This is a genomic window from Streptomyces sp. SYP-A7185, from assembly GCF_046103685.1.
Lineage (GTDB): Bacteria > Actinomycetota > Actinomycetes > Streptomycetales > Streptomycetaceae > Streptomyces.
Genome location: NZ_CP122310.1, coordinates 6,196,021 through 6,209,604, shown reverse-complemented (window position 1 = coordinate 6,209,604; position 13,584 = coordinate 6,196,021). Strand labels below are relative to the sequence as shown.

Genomic DNA, 13,584 nt, shown 5'->3' with positions numbered 1-13,584 from the left:
GGCACACCCCGACCCGTCAAGGAGACGCAATGCGCCGTTCGTTCATGTCCAGCCAGAAGGGAATCGCCGTCGACCCAGAGGACATGACACGCAGTGCACACGTCGAGCACGCCCCGCACCCTGAACCTGGGGATCCTGGCGCACGTTGACGCCGGAAAGACCAGCCTGACCGAGCGGCTGCTGCACGCCGCCGGTGTCATCGACGAGATCGGTCGCGTCGACGCCGGAACCACCCGGACCGACTCCCTCGCCCTGGAGCGGCAGCGCGGCATCACCATCAAGTCCGCCGTCGTCTCCTTCGCCGTCGACGACGTCACCGTCAACCTCATCGACACCCCCGGTCACCCGGACTTCATCGCCGAGGTGGAGCGGGTCCTGAGCGTGCTCGACGGCGCCGTGCTCGTCGTCTCCGCCGTCGAGGGCGTCCAGGCGCAGACCCGCGTCCTCCTGCGGACGCTGCGCAGGCTCCGCATCCCCACGCTCGTCTTCGTGAACAAGATCGACCGACGGGGCGCGCGCCACGAGGATCTGCTGCGCGAGATCGCCGAGCGGCTCGTCCCCGACATCGTCCCCATGGGGGCGCCCCGTGACCTCGGCGGACGCGAGGGCGCCTTCGTGCCCTTCGACGGCGGCGACCCCTCCTTCACCGCCCGCCTCGTCGACGTACTGGCCGCGCACGACGACGACCTGCTGTCCGCGTACGTCGACGACGAGGCGGGCCTGTCCTACCGGCGGCTGCGCGCCGCGCTGGGCGCGCAGACCGGGCGGGCGCTGGTGCACCCGGTGTACTTCGGTTCGGCCGCCACCGGCGCGGGCGTCGCGGAACTCGTCGCGGGCATCCGGGAGTTGCTGCCGTCCGAGGACGGCACCCCGCTCGCCGACGCCCCGGCATCCGGCACCGTCTTCAAGGTCGAGCGCGGGGACGCCGGGGAGAAGATCGCGTACGTACGGATGTTCGCGGGGACGGTCCGCACCCGTGACCGGCTGCCGTTCGGCGGCGGACGCGAGGGCAAGGTCACCGCGGTGAGCGTCTTCGACCGCGGGTCGGCGACCCCGCGCGAAGAAGTCCGTGCGGGGCAGATCGGAAAGCTGTGGGGGCTCGGCGACATCCGGATCGGTGATGTCGTCGGCGTACCGCGGGCGGACGGGAGAAGGGGCGGCAGCGGCCGGCACCACTTCTCGCCGCCCACCCTCGAAACCGTCGTCGTCCCCGCCCGGCCCGGCGACAAGGGGGCGCTGCATCTGGCGCTCACCCAGCTCGCCGAGCAGGACCCGCTGATCGACCTGCGCCAGGACGACCTCCGCCAGGAGGTCCACGTCTCCCTCTACGGCGAGGTCCAGAAGGAGGTCATCGAGGCGACCCTCCTCGACGAGTACGGCATCGCGGTCGCGTTCCGCGAGACCACGACCCTCTGCGTCGAGCGCGTGACCGGCAGCGGAGCCGCCCACGAGATCATCGACAAGGACGACAACCCCTTCCTGGCCACCGTCGGGCTGCGCGTGGACCCCGGAGTGCCGGGCTCGGGCGTGGAGTTCCGCCTGGAGGTCGAGCTCGGTTCGATGCCGTACGCGTTCTTCCGCGCCGTCGAGGAGACCGTGCGGGAGTCCCTGCGGCAGGGGGTGCACGGGTGGGAGGTGAGCGACTGCGTGATCACCATGACCCACTCCGGTTACTGGCCCCGGCAGAGCCACGCGCACGGCACCTTCGACAAGAGCATGTCGAGCACGGCCGGTGACTTCCGGCAGATGACCCCGCTGGTCCTCCTGAGCGCGCTGCGCAGGGCGGGCACACGGGTGCACGAGCCGCTGCACCGCTTCCGGCTCAGCGTGCCGGACGACGTGTTCGGCTGGCTCCTGCCCGCGCTGTCGCGGCTGCGGGCGATCCCGCACACCCAGAGCGCACGCGGAGCCTCGTACGTGGTCGAGGGCGAGATCCCGGCGGCCCGGGTCCACGCGCTGGAGCAGCTGCTGCCCTCGCTGACGCGCGGCGAGGGCGAGCTGGAGTCCGCCTTCGAGCGGTACGCGCCGGTCCGGGGCGAGCCCCCGATCCGGCCGCGCACCGACCGCAACCCGCTCTGCCGCAAGGAGTACTTGCGGGAGGTGGCGGGTGTCCGGCGCTGAGCCCCGGGGCCCCGGTTCCCGTGCATCTGTCACATTCCCTCGCCGTGAAACGTCAGAGAGACGACGCCCCGTGCCAGCGCACTTGGAGGAACAGCCATGAACGCGGAAGCCGCAGGACCCCGGACGCCCGAGCAGCGCAAGCACGACACCCTGAAGCGCCTCGCCCACGACATCGACGCCTGGGTGGCCACCGCCGACGCGGACAGCGGGACCCCGTACCTGATCCCGCTGTCCTACCTCTGGGAGGGCGAGAGCCTGCTGGTGGCCACGCCCGACGCCAGCGTCACCGGGCGCAACTTCCGGAGCACCGGCAAGGCGCGGGTCGGCGTGGGGCCGACCCGCGACGTGATCATCATCGAGGGGGCCGTACGCGCCTTGGACGACGGTGATCTGAGCCCCGAGGAGCTCGACGTCTTCGCCGAGAAGACCGGCTTCGACCCGCGCAAGCTCGACACCGTCTACACCTACTTCCGCATCACTCCGCAGCGGCTCCAGGCCTGGCGCGAGGCCGACGAACTGGAGGGCAGGGACTTGATGCTGGGCGGGCGGTGGACGGTGCGGTAGCCGGGGCCCGGCCCGGGTCAGTCCCGGCCGAGCAGCGGGGCGAGCGCCTCGCGGAGGTCGTCGGGTCCGGTGTAGTGCAGCCCCGTCATGCCGAGCGCGACGGCCGCCTCCACGTTCTCCTTGCGGTCGTCCACGAACAGGCAGCGCTCGGCAGGGATGCCCGTGCGCTCCAGGGCGATCTCGTAGATCCGCCGGTCGGGCTTGACGATGCCGACGTCCGCGCTGCTGACCACGGTGTGCGCGAGGTCGTCGATGCCGAGTTCGGCCAGGTCCGCCGCGAGCCAGGGCGTCGCGTTCGTCACGAGCGCCACGTGCAGGTGCGCGCGGGCCCGCCGCAGCAGGTCCACCACGGTGGCGTCGGCGGAGAAACCGGCCTCGGCGAGCGCGGTGCCCAGGGCGTGGCCGCGCTCGTGGGGCACGCGGTCGGCGAGGCCGCGCGCGATGGCCTCCACCCACTCCTGCTTGCCGATCTGCCCGCGCATCAGGGGGCCGTCGGTCTCGGGCGCGAAGGCGATCTCGGCGATGCTGCCGTGCGGGAGGCCCGCGGCGCGCTCCTGCTCCTCCAGGGCGGACATGTCGTAGAAGCGGATCACGCCGTCGAGGTCGCACAGAACGGCGTCGAAGGGCAGCGGATCGGCGTGCTTTCGCGGCTCGGGCGGTACCTGCCAGGTGAAGCGCAGCTTCTCCTTGGCCTCGGCGCCGATGCGGCCGTAGAAGCGGATCGCGCCCTCGTTCCACGCGGGGGTCTGCCACTGGACCTCGGTGAGGCCCAGTGCGCGGGCCTCCGCCGCCACCGCGTCCGTCAGGAGCTCCCCCAGGCCCAGACCCCGGTGGCCGTCGCGCAGGAAGAGGCAGTCCATGTGGACGTACTCGGCGCCGTCCCAGGTGGAGATCTCCGGCGCGCACGTGGCGTAGCCGACGACCTCGCCGCCGGGCAGCTCGGCCACCAGACAGCGCAGCCGCGGGTCCGGCACCTCGAAGAGGAGGGTGTGCAGGCGCCGGTCGAGGCCGGGGGCCGGCGGGGTGCCCTTCTCGTACGCGGCGTGCTCGGCGACGAGTTCCACGACGCGCGGCAGATCGGCGGGGCGGGCGTGCCGCACGCGGGGCGCGTCGCCGCTTCCGTCGCCGGGCGCGTGGGCGTGCTGGGCGTGCTGGGCGTGCTGGGCGCGCGGTCCGTCGCCCGGGTGGTCCCGCTCGGTCATGTCCATGAGCCCATGATGCAGATGTCCCCCGTGGCCCGTGGGACGGATGTGGCCTACTCCTCAGACCGCGGCCGCTTTCCGCAGGGGCGCGCCCTGGACGTGTCCGTTGCCCTCCCCCTGCGGCTCAGTCGTCCTCGGAGGGAGAGGTAGAGGGAGAGGGGGCGGGAGTGGGAGTGGGTGCGGGAGACGGTGTCTCGTCGCCGACCGTCGGCTCGCGCTCCGCGGACCCGCGCTCCGCGGGTTCGTCGACGCACGCGCCGCACTGCGGGTTGTGGCAAGGGCCGGGGCCCCACACGGGGACGTACGCCCCGAGCACCTTGCGCCGCTTGATGGCCGTACCGACTGGCCGTCCGCAGGTCGCGCACACCGGCTCGCGCTGCGGGCGGGGGCCGGAGCGGCTCCCGTCGCTGCCCATACGTCCAGGGTAGGGCGGCGCACGGCGGCCGGAAAGCCGGGCGTCAGGGGTTCCTGCGGTAGCTCCGCACGACGAGGCCGTTGCCGAAGGTACGGGTCGATTCGAGCGTGAACTCAACTGTCACCGTCTCCGCGCCCGCGCCCCCGTCGAACATCGGCATACCGGTCCCCAGCAGCAGCGGATACGTCTTGACCACCAGCTCGTCGATCTCGTCCCGCAGCTCACCCGCGATCTTCGCGCCGCCGCACAGCCAGATGTCGAGCTCGCCGTCCTCCTGCTTGAGTTCGCGGATCTTGCCGGCCGGGTCGCCGGAGATGATCTCGACGTTCGGATCGGGCGACTTGTCGAGGGTGGTGGACGCCACGTACTCGCGCAGGTGCCCGTACGGGCTCGTGATGCCGGCGTCCAGGGCGAGGCGGTAGCTGCCCCTGCCCTGGACGACCGTGTCGAAGTGCTTGTTCTCCGCGTCTTCGAGACCGAGCATCCGGCGGCCCTGCACAGGAACGGTCTCGGGATACTCCGAGCGGAGAAACTCCAGGAACTCCTCGTCCACGAACCGCATGAAGGATTCCGCGTCACCGCTCCGGTCCCCGATGAATCCGTCGATCGACACGGCGACGAAGTAGACGAGCTTGCGCAAGGGAGCTCCTGACTCGGGTGTGCTTCTCGTGGTCCGGGCGGTGCTCTTGTACTGCGTCAGCCCCGCTGAATGCTTTCGGTGTCGAGTTCCCCCGTCACCACCTGCTGTGCGCACTCCGTCAGCCGGAGCCGATGCGCCCGCGCATGGCGTCGCAGGGCCCCGAACGCCTCGTCGACCGTGCAGTGCCAGCGCTCGGCGAGCGTGCCCTTCGCCTGCTCGATGGCGATCCGGCTGGTGAGCGCATGCTGCAACTGGCCCCGCTCCACCTGGCTCTGCTCCAGGGAACGCCGCTGGAGTATGGCGATCGTGGCGACATCCGCGAGGGCCTGCGCGAGCGCGATCTCGTCGGGTCCCATCACCCGCGGCTTCGCCTGGAAGAGGTTCAGCGTGCCGAGCGCCTGATCGCCCTGGCGCAGGGGCAGCACCTGCGTCATCTCGTAACCGGCCGCCCTGGCACGCGTGGTGAACCGCGGCCAGGCGGTGTTCGCCTCCAGGCCGCCCAGCGCGACGTTCGCGTAGGCCGTCCCGGAGCGATGGCAGTCCAGGCACGGGCCCTGGTCCCGCTGCTGCGAGAACAGGTCGCGCACCCAGGCGTGCCGTCCGGACGCCGCCACGAGCTGCAACTCGCCCTCGGAATCGGCCAGCAGGACGCCCGCGGCCGAGACGCCCAGGAGTTCCACGCAACGCACGGCGAGGCTCCGCAGAAACTCGGTCACGTCGAAATCGTCGGTCAAGGAGTCGGCCAGCTCCACGAAAGCCTCCGCCAGAAGTCGCTCGCGGGATGCCGCGCCGGTCACCTCTCGGGTCATTTCACGGGACACGGGGCCCACCCCCCCTTCGTTGTGTCCATGGACAACACAGCGGTGCTGCAACGACTTTATGCGAATCAGCCGGTGCCGCCACCGTCCGTGACGAAAGGCTCCGGCTCCCGCCACATCGGCCACAACCGCGGGCCGTCCGGCAGATCGACGGTGCTTCCGGTGAAACGGAATCCGAGCCGCTCGTAGAGCGCGCGGCTGCGGCTGTTGCTCGCCTCCAGATAGGCGTGCGCCCCCTCCCGGTCGCAGCGTTCGAGCACGGCGCCGATCAGCGCGGTGCCCAGACCTTCGCCCTGCCGTCCGGGGCTCACACCGATCATGTGCAAGTACTGGTGGGGGCGGTCGGTCGGATGCGCCTCACCGGTCAGCCGGGCGATCTCCTCGATCCGGGCGTTGTCCGGGTCCACGGCGGCGCGCAGCCGCGCGGGGCCCTCCTCCGCGTCGTCGTCCTCGCCCGCGGGGACGGACCACCACAGCGCGACGGCCGAACCGTCCTCCGTGACGTCCACGTGGCCCAGGCTCAGGGCGAGGTCGAGGAAGCCTTCCATCAGAGCGCCGTGCCTGCGGCGGCGGTACTCCGCCTCGGGGAAGACCCAGCTGCTCACCGGATCGTCCTGGAACGCCTCGTCGAGCAGCCGGACCACGTCCGCCCGGTCGCTCTCCCCGGCCCTCCGTATGACTACGCCCACCAGCCCGCCCCTTCGCCCCACGGCCACGCCCAACTGCGCGTACCGCCCCACCGGTTGCCTCGGTGGCAGCCTAGGCGATCGGGACCCGGCGCACGGGTGAGCCCCGCACCCTGACCGGATCTCGGCAGGGCGCGGGGCTCGGCAGGGCGCGGGGCTCACGGTGGCGAACGGCCGCCGGGTACTTGCCCGCGGTCTTCTCGGAGAGGTGCGGACGTTCAGTACGAGCGCCGCGTCACGAACTCCGCGAGCGTCAGCAGGCCGCCCGCCGCCTCGGGGGCCGGCACCGCGCCGGCCAGTTGGTTGATCGCGCGGGACATCCGGTCGCCCGCGTGCAGCAGCGCCCAGTCCTTGCCGCCCGCCGCCTCCACGGCGCGCGCCATGCGGTCCAGGTCGCCGTCGGCCGACGGACGTCCGTACAGCTCGGCCAGTTCGGCGGCGGCCGGGGTGCCGGACGCCAGTGCGGCGACCACCGGCAGGGACTTCTTGCGGGCCGCGAGGTCGGCACGGGCCGGCTTGCCCGTGTGCCCCGGATCGCCCCAGATGCCGATCACGTCGTCGATGAGCTGGAAGGCGAGCCCGGCCTCGCGGCCGAACCCGTCCAGCGCGTCCACCACGCCGCGCCCCGCCCCCGCGTACAGCGCCCCCACCGCACAGGCGCAGCCAAGGAGCGCACCCGTCTTGGCCTCGGCCATGGCGAGGCACTCGTCGAGCGTGACCTCGTCGGGGCCGCGCCGCTCCAGCGCGGCGTCGGCGTGCTGGCCCGCGCAGAGCTCGACCACGCAGGAAGCGAGCCGGGCGGCCGCCGCCGGGGCCCCGGGGTGCGGGTCCTCGGCGAGCAGCCGCTGCGCCAGTGCCTGGAGCGCGTCACCGGCCAGGATCGCGTCGGCCTCGCCGAACACGGTCCAGGCGGTGGGCCGGTGCCTGCGGGTGGTGTCCCCGTCGATGACGTCGTCGTGCAGCAGGGTGAAGTTGTGGGTCAGCTCCACCGCCGCCGCGGCCCGGACGGCCAGGGCCTGGTCCCCGCCGAGCGCCCGCACCGCGGCGAGCACGAGCGCGGGCCTGATGGCCTTGCCCGCGTGCCCGGCCGCCGGTGTGCCGTCCGCGTGTTCCCAGCCGAAGTGGTAGAGCGCGATGCGGCGCATGGCCCCGGGCAGCGAGTCGACCGCCCGGCGCAGCTCCGGGTCGACGCGCAGCCGCGCCGCCGTGAGGATCTCCGCGGCCTCGGGCGCGTCGTGCCCCGCCCGGCCCTCGTGTTCCTCGTGTCCGTCGTGACCGTCGTGTCCCTCGTGCTCTTCCTGCTTCTCCGACCTGTCCGTCGTCGTGTCCGTCATGGACTCACCCCGGGGAGGATGCGGACGGTGGCGGTTCCTGGGCCTGCGGGCGCGTACGGAAAGGGTCTACCCGGTGGCGCGCCCGCAGACACGGCCTCATCGCCAGCGGCCGATCTCGACGTTCTCCAGCACGCCCAGCGCGTCCGGCACCAGGACCGCCGCGGAGTAGTAGGTCGACACGAGGTACGAGATGATCGCCTGCTCGCTGATCCCCATGAAGCGCACGGACAGGCTCGGCTCGATCTCGTCCGGGATGCCGGCCTGGTGGAGGCCGACGACGCCCTGCTCCTCCTCGCCCGTACGCATGCAGATGATCGAGGTGGTGCGGGCCTCGGTGACCGGGATCTTGTTGCAGGGATAGATCGGCACGCCGCGCCAGGTGGGGATGCGGTGGCCGCCCATGTCGATGGTCTCCGGCACGAGACCGCGCTTGTTGAGCTCGCGGCCGAACGCGGAGATGGCGCGCGGATGGGCGAGGAAGAGCTTCGATCCCCGCCTGCGGCTGAGCAGTTCGTCCAGGTCGTCCGGGCTCGGCACGCCGTCGTGCGGCTGGAGCCGCTGTTCGTACTCGCAGTTGTTGAGCAGACCGAACTCGCGGTTGTTGATCAGCTCGTGCTCCTGGCGCTCCTTGAGCGCCTCGACCGTGAGCCGCAGCTGGTGCTCGGTCTGGTTCATCGGCTGGTTGTAGAGGTCGGCCACGCGCGTGTGGATGCGCAGAACGGTCTGGGCGACGCTCAGTTCGTACTCACGCGGTGCTGATTCGTAGTCGACGAAGGTGCCCGGCAGCACGGCCTCGCCGACGTGTCCCGCGGAGAGGTCGATGGGCGCCTCGCCGAACTTGTTGGTCCGCTGGGCCGGGATGGACCGCAGCCGCCGCAGGTGCTCGCGCAGCGATTCCGTGCGCTCGGCCACCTGCTCCAGGTCCTGGCGGGGCAGGGTGAGCACGGTGCAGGCGGTCACCGCGCGGGTCGTGTACTCCCAGATGGCCTCGGGGTCGAGCAGGGCCTGCTCGCCGAAGTAGGAGCCGTCGGCGAGCGAACCGAGGACCGTGTCGTCCCCGTACGGCCCGGTGCCGATCTTCTCGACCCTGCCGTGCGCGAGCAGGAACACCTCGTCGGCCTGGCTGCCGAAGGAGGTGATGACCGAACCCGCGGCGAACTCCCGCTGCTGGCAGCGCTGCGCCAGCTCCCCCAGGACCTCGACGTCCTCGTAGTCCCGCAGGACCGGCAGTTCGCCGAGCTCCGCCGGGATGACCTGCACCCGGTCCCCGGTCTTCACGAACGTCACCCGGCCGTCGCCGACCGAGTAACTCAGCCTGCGGTTCACCCGATACGTACCGCCCTGCACCTGCACCCACGGAAGCGTCCGCAGGAGCCAGCGGGAGCTGATCTCCTGCATCTGCGGCGCGGACTTGGTGGTGGTGGCCAGATTCCGTGCGGCCGATGTGCCCAGGCTCTGCTGTGGCGTGGACTGATCCGCCCGGACCTCTTCGCCTACCGACATTGGCAATGCCCTCCCGATCAAGCGCTGATCTGCGTCGGTAACCCTTCCAGCACGGTGAGTGCCCGCGCCATTACACAAACGAGCGGGAATGGATCAGGCGAGACGGGGCACTCACCCGCGTACCAGGAGCGGGGGCCGGGGACGCGGGGAACTCCAAGATCCGTGCATGCGTTGAACGAGACACAACGGCCGATACCCTTCGTGCCGGTATGCACCGATCGGCACTTTTCCGCACCAATCCGTAGGAGACGGCAATGGCAGGCTTCCTGGATCGCGCCAAGGAACAGGCGCAGCGCGGACTCAACCAGGGCAAGCAGAAGATCGACGAGGTCCAGGCGCAGCGCACGGGCGGCGACCTCCTGAAGAAGCTGGGCGCCGCGTACTACGCCCAGCAGCACGGCACGGGAACCCCCCAGGCCACGCAGCAGGCCCTTCAGGCGCTGGAAGCCCACATCGCGACGAACGGCGACGCGTTCCTGCACGGCGGCGACCAGCGCGGCTGACCGGATCGGCTCGCACGGTGCCCGAACAGCGACGCAATCACGCCGAATGGCTGGTCGGCGCACCGTGGTTCCGGTAAAAGCGGACATACAAGACGGTTCGCGACCGGCGGCCGTCGTGCTCCGCAAAGGAGTCGGCCATGGCCCCACCCATGTCCGCGGGCAACTTCATCGGCGTGCTCAAGGACGAAGAGGTGACGGTCGTCGAAGTCGGCGACTGGCGTCACCACAACCGCAACCACAAGGGGCCGTGGGGGCCCGTGCACGGCGTGATGATCCATCACACCGTCACGTCGGGCAGCAGTCGGACGGTGGAGATCTGCCGCGACGGGCACGCCTCACTGCCCGGCCCGCTCTGTCACGGCGTCATCACCAAGGACGGCCGCGTCCACCTCGTCGGGTACGGCCGCGCCAACCACGCGGGCATGGGCGACGACGACGTCCTGCGGGCCGTCATCGCTGAGAAGGCGCTCCCGCCGGACAACGAGGCGAACACCGACGGAAACCGCCACTTCTACGGCTTCGAGTGCGAGAACCTCGGCGACGGCGAGGACCCGTGGCCCGAGGCGCAGCTGGACGCGATCGAGCGGGTCTCGGCGGCCATCTGCCGTCACCACGGCTGGACGCAGCGCTCGGTGATCGGCCATCTCGAATGGCAGCCGGGCAAGATCGACCCCAAGGGCTTCACCATGAACGCCATGCGGGCCCGCATCGAGGAACGCCTCAAGTAGAGGCGCGGACAGCACGCACCCGGAGGCCCGGACAGACAAGCACCCGAAGGCCCGGACGGACAAGGGGTCCGGGCCGGCGGACCGTGACCGTGCCCGCCGCCGCGGCGCCGGGCAGAATGGCGGGGTGAGCACCACCCCGCCGGCCATCCCGCGCCCCGCGCTGCCGTCCCCGCTCCAGGAGCTGCGGGACGACCGGTTCGCGCGGCACGGGATCACCCTCACGCTCAAGCGGGACGACCTCATCCACCCGGACCTCCCGGGCAACAAGTACCGCAAGCTCTCCCTCAACCTGGACGCCGCCGTCGCGGCGGGGCACGGGTCCCTGCTGACCTTCGGCGGCGCCTACTCCAACCACCTCAGGGCGACCGCCGCGGCGGGCCGCCTCCTCGGCGTGCGCACGATCGGCGTCGTCCGCGGCCACGAACTCGCCGACCGCCCCCTGAACCCGTCGCTGGCCCGGTGCGCGGCCGACGGGATGCGCCTGCACTTCGTCGACCGCGCCACCTACCGCAGGAAGACCGAACCGGAGGTCCTGGCCGCCCTCCTGAGCACGCTGGGCGCCGCAGATCCCTACGTCATCCCCGAAGGGGGCAGCAACTCCCTTGCGGTGCGGGGCTGTACGGCTCTGGGCGAGGAGCTGCGCGGCCACGCCCACACGGCGGCCGTGGCCTGCGGCACTGGCGGCACCCTGGCCGGCCTGGCCGCGGGCCTCGCCCCCGGCCAGCGCGCCCTCGGCATACCGGTGCTCAAGGGCGGCTTCCTCGGCGCCGGGACACGGGCGCTCCAGGAGCGGACCTTCGGCGCGCCCACCGCCAACTGGCATCTGGACGAGCGCTTCCACTTCGGCGGTTTCGCCCGTACGACACCCGGACTCACCGCGTTCGCGGACGACTTCGAGGACCGGCACGGCCTGCCCGTGGAGCGCGTCTACGTGGCCAAGCTCCTGTACGCGCTGACGGCCCTCTCCGAAGAGGGCGCCTTCCCGCCGGGCGCCACGGTCACGGCGGTGATCACCGCCGCGGAACCCGTCGGTCCCGCGGAACCCGCCGGTCCCGCGGACCCCGGCGGCCCCGCGGCTCAGTCCTCGACCTCCCGGTAGGCCGCCGCCTCCTCCAGGTCCAGCTTCCGCAGGAGCGTGCGCATCATCTCGTCGTCGATGCGCCGCTCGTCCCGCATCGTCACGAACACCTCCCGCTCCGCCGCGATCGCCTCCCGGGCGAGCCTGCGGTACGTGTCGTCGGCCGACTCCCCCGTGACGGGGTTGGGTTGGCCGAGCCGCTCCCACACGGAGTTGCGGCGCCGTTCCAGGACGGTGCGCAGACGGTCCTGGAGGGGCTGTGGGAGGCAGTTGCGCTCGTCCCGCATGAGTTCCTCCACCCGCTGCTCCGCGGCCTGCGAGGCGGCGTTCTGCGCCTGCGCCTCCGCGAGCGTCTCCGCCTGGACGTCACGCCCCGGCAGCTTCAGGGCCCGGATCAGCCACGGCAGCGAGAGCCCCTGGACGACCAGGGTGCCGATCACCGTGGTGAAGGTCAGGAACAGGACGAGGTTGCGCGCGGGGAACGGCTCCCCGTCGTCCATGACGAGCGGGATGGAGAAGGCGATCGCCAGCGACACCACGCCGCGCATGCCGGCCCAGCTGACGATGAGCGGCCGCCGCCAGTCCATGTCGCTCTCCCGCTCCTTGATGCGCTTGGACAGCATCCGCGGCAGATAGGTCGCCGGATAGGACCACACGAACCGCGAGAGGACGACCAGCAGGAAGACGCCGAGGGCGTACCAGGCCGCCTGGATGCCGCTGTACTCGCCGAGCCCCTTGAGCACCAGCGGCAACTGGAGGCCGATGAGCGCGAAGACGGCCGACTCCAGGATGAACGCGACCACCTTCCACACGGCGGCCTCCTGGAGTCGCGTCTCGAAGTCGACCTCCCAGGAGCGGTGCCCCAGGAAGAGGGCGACGACGACCACGGCGAGCACTCCGGAGGCCCCCACCTGCTCGGCGGCCGCGTACGCGACGAAGGGGATCAGCAAGGAGAGGGTGTTCAGGAGCACCGCCTCCTTCAGGTGCCGGCGCAGCCAGTGGATCGGCACCATGAGGACGAGCCCGACCCCGACCCCGCCGACCGCGGCGACCAGGAACTCCTTGACGCCGCCCGACCAGCTCGCGCCCTCGCCGACGGCCGCCGCGAGGGCGACCTTGTAGGCGGTGATCGCGGTCGCGTCGTTCACCAGCGACTCGCCCTGGAGGATCGTGGTGATCCGGGAGGGCAGGCCCACCTTCCGCGCGATCGCCGTGGCCGCGACCGCGTCCGGCGGCGCGATCACCGCGCCCAGGACCAGCGCGGCGGTCAGCGGCAGGTCGGGGATCAGCAGATAGGCGAGATAGCCGACGGCGAGGGTGGCGAACAGCGTGTACCCGACCGAGAGCAGCGCCACGGGTCTGATGTTGGCGCGCAGATCGAGGTACGAGCTCTCCAGGGCCGCGGTGTGCAGCAGGGGCGGCAGGATCAGCGGCAGCACGATGTGCGGGTCCAGGTGGTAGTCCGGGACCCCGGGCACGTAGGCGGCCACGAGGCCCACCGCGACGAGGAGCAGCGGTGCGGGCACCGGTGTCCGGCGCGCGGCGCCGGCCACGGCGGCACTCGCCGCGATCAATGCCACCAGGGGCAGTACGTCCATGGGTCAGGCCCTCCGCCACACGCGATCCCGTCGTAACCTGGCAATCATGAACGAGTGCCCGCATGTCGCGACGCTGCCGCACCCCGAACCCGCTCCCCTGAGCGAGACCTGCCTGGAGTGTCTGGCGGTCGGCAGTCACCCGGTGCAACTGCGGCTCTGTCTGGACTGCGGCCACGTGGGCTGCTGCGACTCCTCGCCCTACCGCCATGCGACGGCCCACTTCCGGGACACCGGACACGCGGTGATGAGGACGTTCGAACCGGGCGAGAGCTGGCGTTGGTGCTTCGTCGACGGTTCGATCGTCTGAGGCCTGGGTACGTCAACCCGACGCCCGTACTCTCCAATTGGGACCGTGCGACCCCTAGCCACTCTCCGTACCCTTAGGCTTACTATG

14 protein-coding genes are annotated in these 13,584 nt (G+C 71.6%); 6 read left to right on the top strand and 8 right to left on the bottom strand.

From position 1 onward, the window contains the following. Window positions 1–93: 93 nt before the first annotated feature. Window positions 94–2,121: a GTP-binding protein gene (locus QBL25_RS27390; RefSeq protein WP_409059621.1), complete on the top strand. Its 2,028-nt coding sequence runs from the start codon at window positions 94–96 to the stop codon at window positions 2,119–2,121. A gap of 96 nt (window positions 2,122–2,217) precedes the next feature. Beyond that, window positions 2,218–2,685, top strand: coding sequence for a pyridoxamine 5'-phosphate oxidase family protein (locus tag QBL25_RS27385; protein WP_409059620.1), 468 nt, complete (start codon window positions 2,218–2,220; stop codon window positions 2,683–2,685). Between the two features lie 17 nt (window positions 2,686–2,702). Here the strand turns inward: QBL25_RS27385 and QBL25_RS27380 are convergent, their stop codons facing one another. The 7 genes from QBL25_RS27380 to QBL25_RS27350 all read right to left on the bottom strand — a co-directional run bounded on the left by QBL25_RS27380 (window position 2,703) and on the right by QBL25_RS27350 (window position 9,283). Beyond that, the gene (locus tag QBL25_RS27380; RefSeq protein WP_409059619.1) at window positions 2,703–3,893 is read right to left on the bottom strand and encodes an HAD-IA family hydrolase; all 1,191 of its coding nucleotides are present in this window, start codon (window positions 3,891–3,893) and stop codon (window positions 2,703–2,705) included. A gap of 118 nt (window positions 3,894–4,011) precedes the next feature. Further along, complete coding sequence (locus tag QBL25_RS27375) at window positions 4,012–4,302, bottom strand: hypothetical protein (RefSeq protein ID WP_409059618.1); 291 nt, start codon at window positions 4,300–4,302, stop codon at window positions 4,012–4,014. 43 nt (window positions 4,303–4,345) lie between these two features. Continuing rightward, window positions 4,346–4,942 carry a dihydrofolate reductase family protein gene (locus tag QBL25_RS27370; protein ID WP_409059617.1) on the bottom strand — a complete coding sequence of 199 codons (597 nt, stop codon included), beginning with the start codon at window positions 4,940–4,942 and terminating at the stop codon, window positions 4,346–4,348. 56 nt (window positions 4,943–4,998) lie between these two features. Further along, window positions 4,999–5,763: an ANTAR domain-containing protein gene (locus QBL25_RS27365; protein ID WP_409059616.1), complete on the bottom strand. Its 765-nt coding sequence runs from the start codon at window positions 5,761–5,763 to the stop codon at window positions 4,999–5,001. Between the two features lie 65 nt (window positions 5,764–5,828). Next, window positions 5,829–6,449 carry a GNAT family N-acetyltransferase gene (locus QBL25_RS27360; protein WP_409059615.1) on the bottom strand — a complete coding sequence of 207 codons (621 nt, stop codon included), beginning with the start codon at window positions 6,447–6,449 and terminating at the stop codon, window positions 5,829–5,831. Window positions 6,450–6,664: 215 nt separating this feature from the next. Continuing rightward, window positions 6,665–7,780, bottom strand: a complete 1,116-nt coding sequence (locus QBL25_RS27355) for a family 2 encapsulin nanocompartment cargo protein polyprenyl transferase (protein ID WP_409059614.1) — start codon at window positions 7,778–7,780, stop codon at window positions 6,665–6,667. 96 nt (window positions 7,781–7,876) lie between these two features. After that, entirely contained in the window at window positions 7,877–9,283 is a 1,407-nt protein-coding gene (locus QBL25_RS27350; RefSeq protein ID WP_409059613.1) for a family 2B encapsulin nanocompartment shell protein, read from the bottom strand. 254 nt (window positions 9,284–9,537) lie between these two features. Between QBL25_RS27350 and QBL25_RS27345 the strand changes: the two genes are divergently transcribed. The 3 genes from QBL25_RS27345 to QBL25_RS27335 all read left to right on the top strand — a co-directional run bounded on the left by QBL25_RS27345 (window position 9,538) and on the right by QBL25_RS27335 (window position 11,613). Beyond that, window positions 9,538–9,786, top strand: a complete 249-nt coding sequence (locus QBL25_RS27345) for a hypothetical protein (RefSeq protein ID WP_409059612.1) — start codon at window positions 9,538–9,540, stop codon at window positions 9,784–9,786. A 137-nt stretch (window positions 9,787–9,923) separates the two neighbouring features. Then, on the top strand, window positions 9,924–10,514 hold the full coding sequence (locus QBL25_RS27340; protein ID WP_409059611.1) for an N-acetylmuramoyl-L-alanine amidase: 591 nt from the start codon (window positions 9,924–9,926) through the stop codon (window positions 10,512–10,514). Between the two features lie 124 nt (window positions 10,515–10,638). Further along, on the top strand, window positions 10,639–11,613 hold the full coding sequence (locus tag QBL25_RS27335; protein ID WP_409059610.1) for a 1-aminocyclopropane-1-carboxylate deaminase/D-cysteine desulfhydrase: 975 nt from the start codon (window positions 10,639–10,641) through the stop codon (window positions 11,611–11,613). On the opposite strand, the gene QBL25_RS27330 is transcribed toward QBL25_RS27335, so the two are convergent. Next, complete coding sequence (locus QBL25_RS27330; protein WP_409059609.1) at window positions 11,592–13,190, bottom strand: Na+/H+ antiporter; 1,599 nt, start codon at window positions 13,188–13,190, stop codon at window positions 11,592–11,594. The genes QBL25_RS27335 and QBL25_RS27330 overlap by 22 nt on opposite strands. 46 nt (window positions 13,191–13,236) lie before the next feature. On the opposite strand from QBL25_RS27330, the gene QBL25_RS27325 reads away from it, so the two are divergent. Continuing rightward, window positions 13,237–13,497: a UBP-type zinc finger domain-containing protein gene (locus QBL25_RS27325; protein WP_409059608.1), complete on the top strand. Its 261-nt coding sequence runs from the start codon at window positions 13,237–13,239 to the stop codon at window positions 13,495–13,497. Window positions 13,498–13,584 lie beyond the last annotated feature (87 nt).

Coding starts and splice junctions, on each gene's coding strand:
- QBL25_RS27340 (WP_409059611.1), top strand. CDS start 9,924: ATGGCCCCACCCATGTCCGCGGGCAACTTCATCGGCGTGCTCAAGGAC.
- QBL25_RS27325 (WP_409059608.1), top strand. CDS start 13,237: ATGAACGAGTGCCCGCATGTCGCGACGCTGCCGCACCCCGAACCCGCT.
- QBL25_RS27350 (WP_409059613.1), bottom strand. CDS start 9,283: ATGTCGGTAGGCGAAGAGGTCCGGGCGGATCAGTCCACGCCACAGCAG.
- QBL25_RS27380 (WP_409059619.1), bottom strand. CDS start 3,893: ATGGACATGACCGAGCGGGACCACCCGGGCGACGGACCGCGCGCCCAG.
- QBL25_RS27375 (WP_409059618.1), bottom strand. CDS start 4,302: ATGGGCAGCGACGGGAGCCGCTCCGGCCCCCGCCCGCAGCGCGAGCCG.
- QBL25_RS27355 (WP_409059614.1), bottom strand. CDS start 7,780: ATGACGGACACGACGACGGACAGGTCGGAGAAGCAGGAAGAGCACGAG.
- QBL25_RS27385 (WP_409059620.1), top strand. CDS start 2,218: ATGAACGCGGAAGCCGCAGGACCCCGGACGCCCGAGCAGCGCAAGCAC.
- QBL25_RS27330 (WP_409059609.1), bottom strand. CDS start 13,190: ATGGACGTACTGCCCCTGGTGGCATTGATCGCGGCGAGTGCCGCCGTG.
- QBL25_RS27345 (WP_409059612.1), top strand. CDS start 9,538: ATGGCAGGCTTCCTGGATCGCGCCAAGGAACAGGCGCAGCGCGGACTC.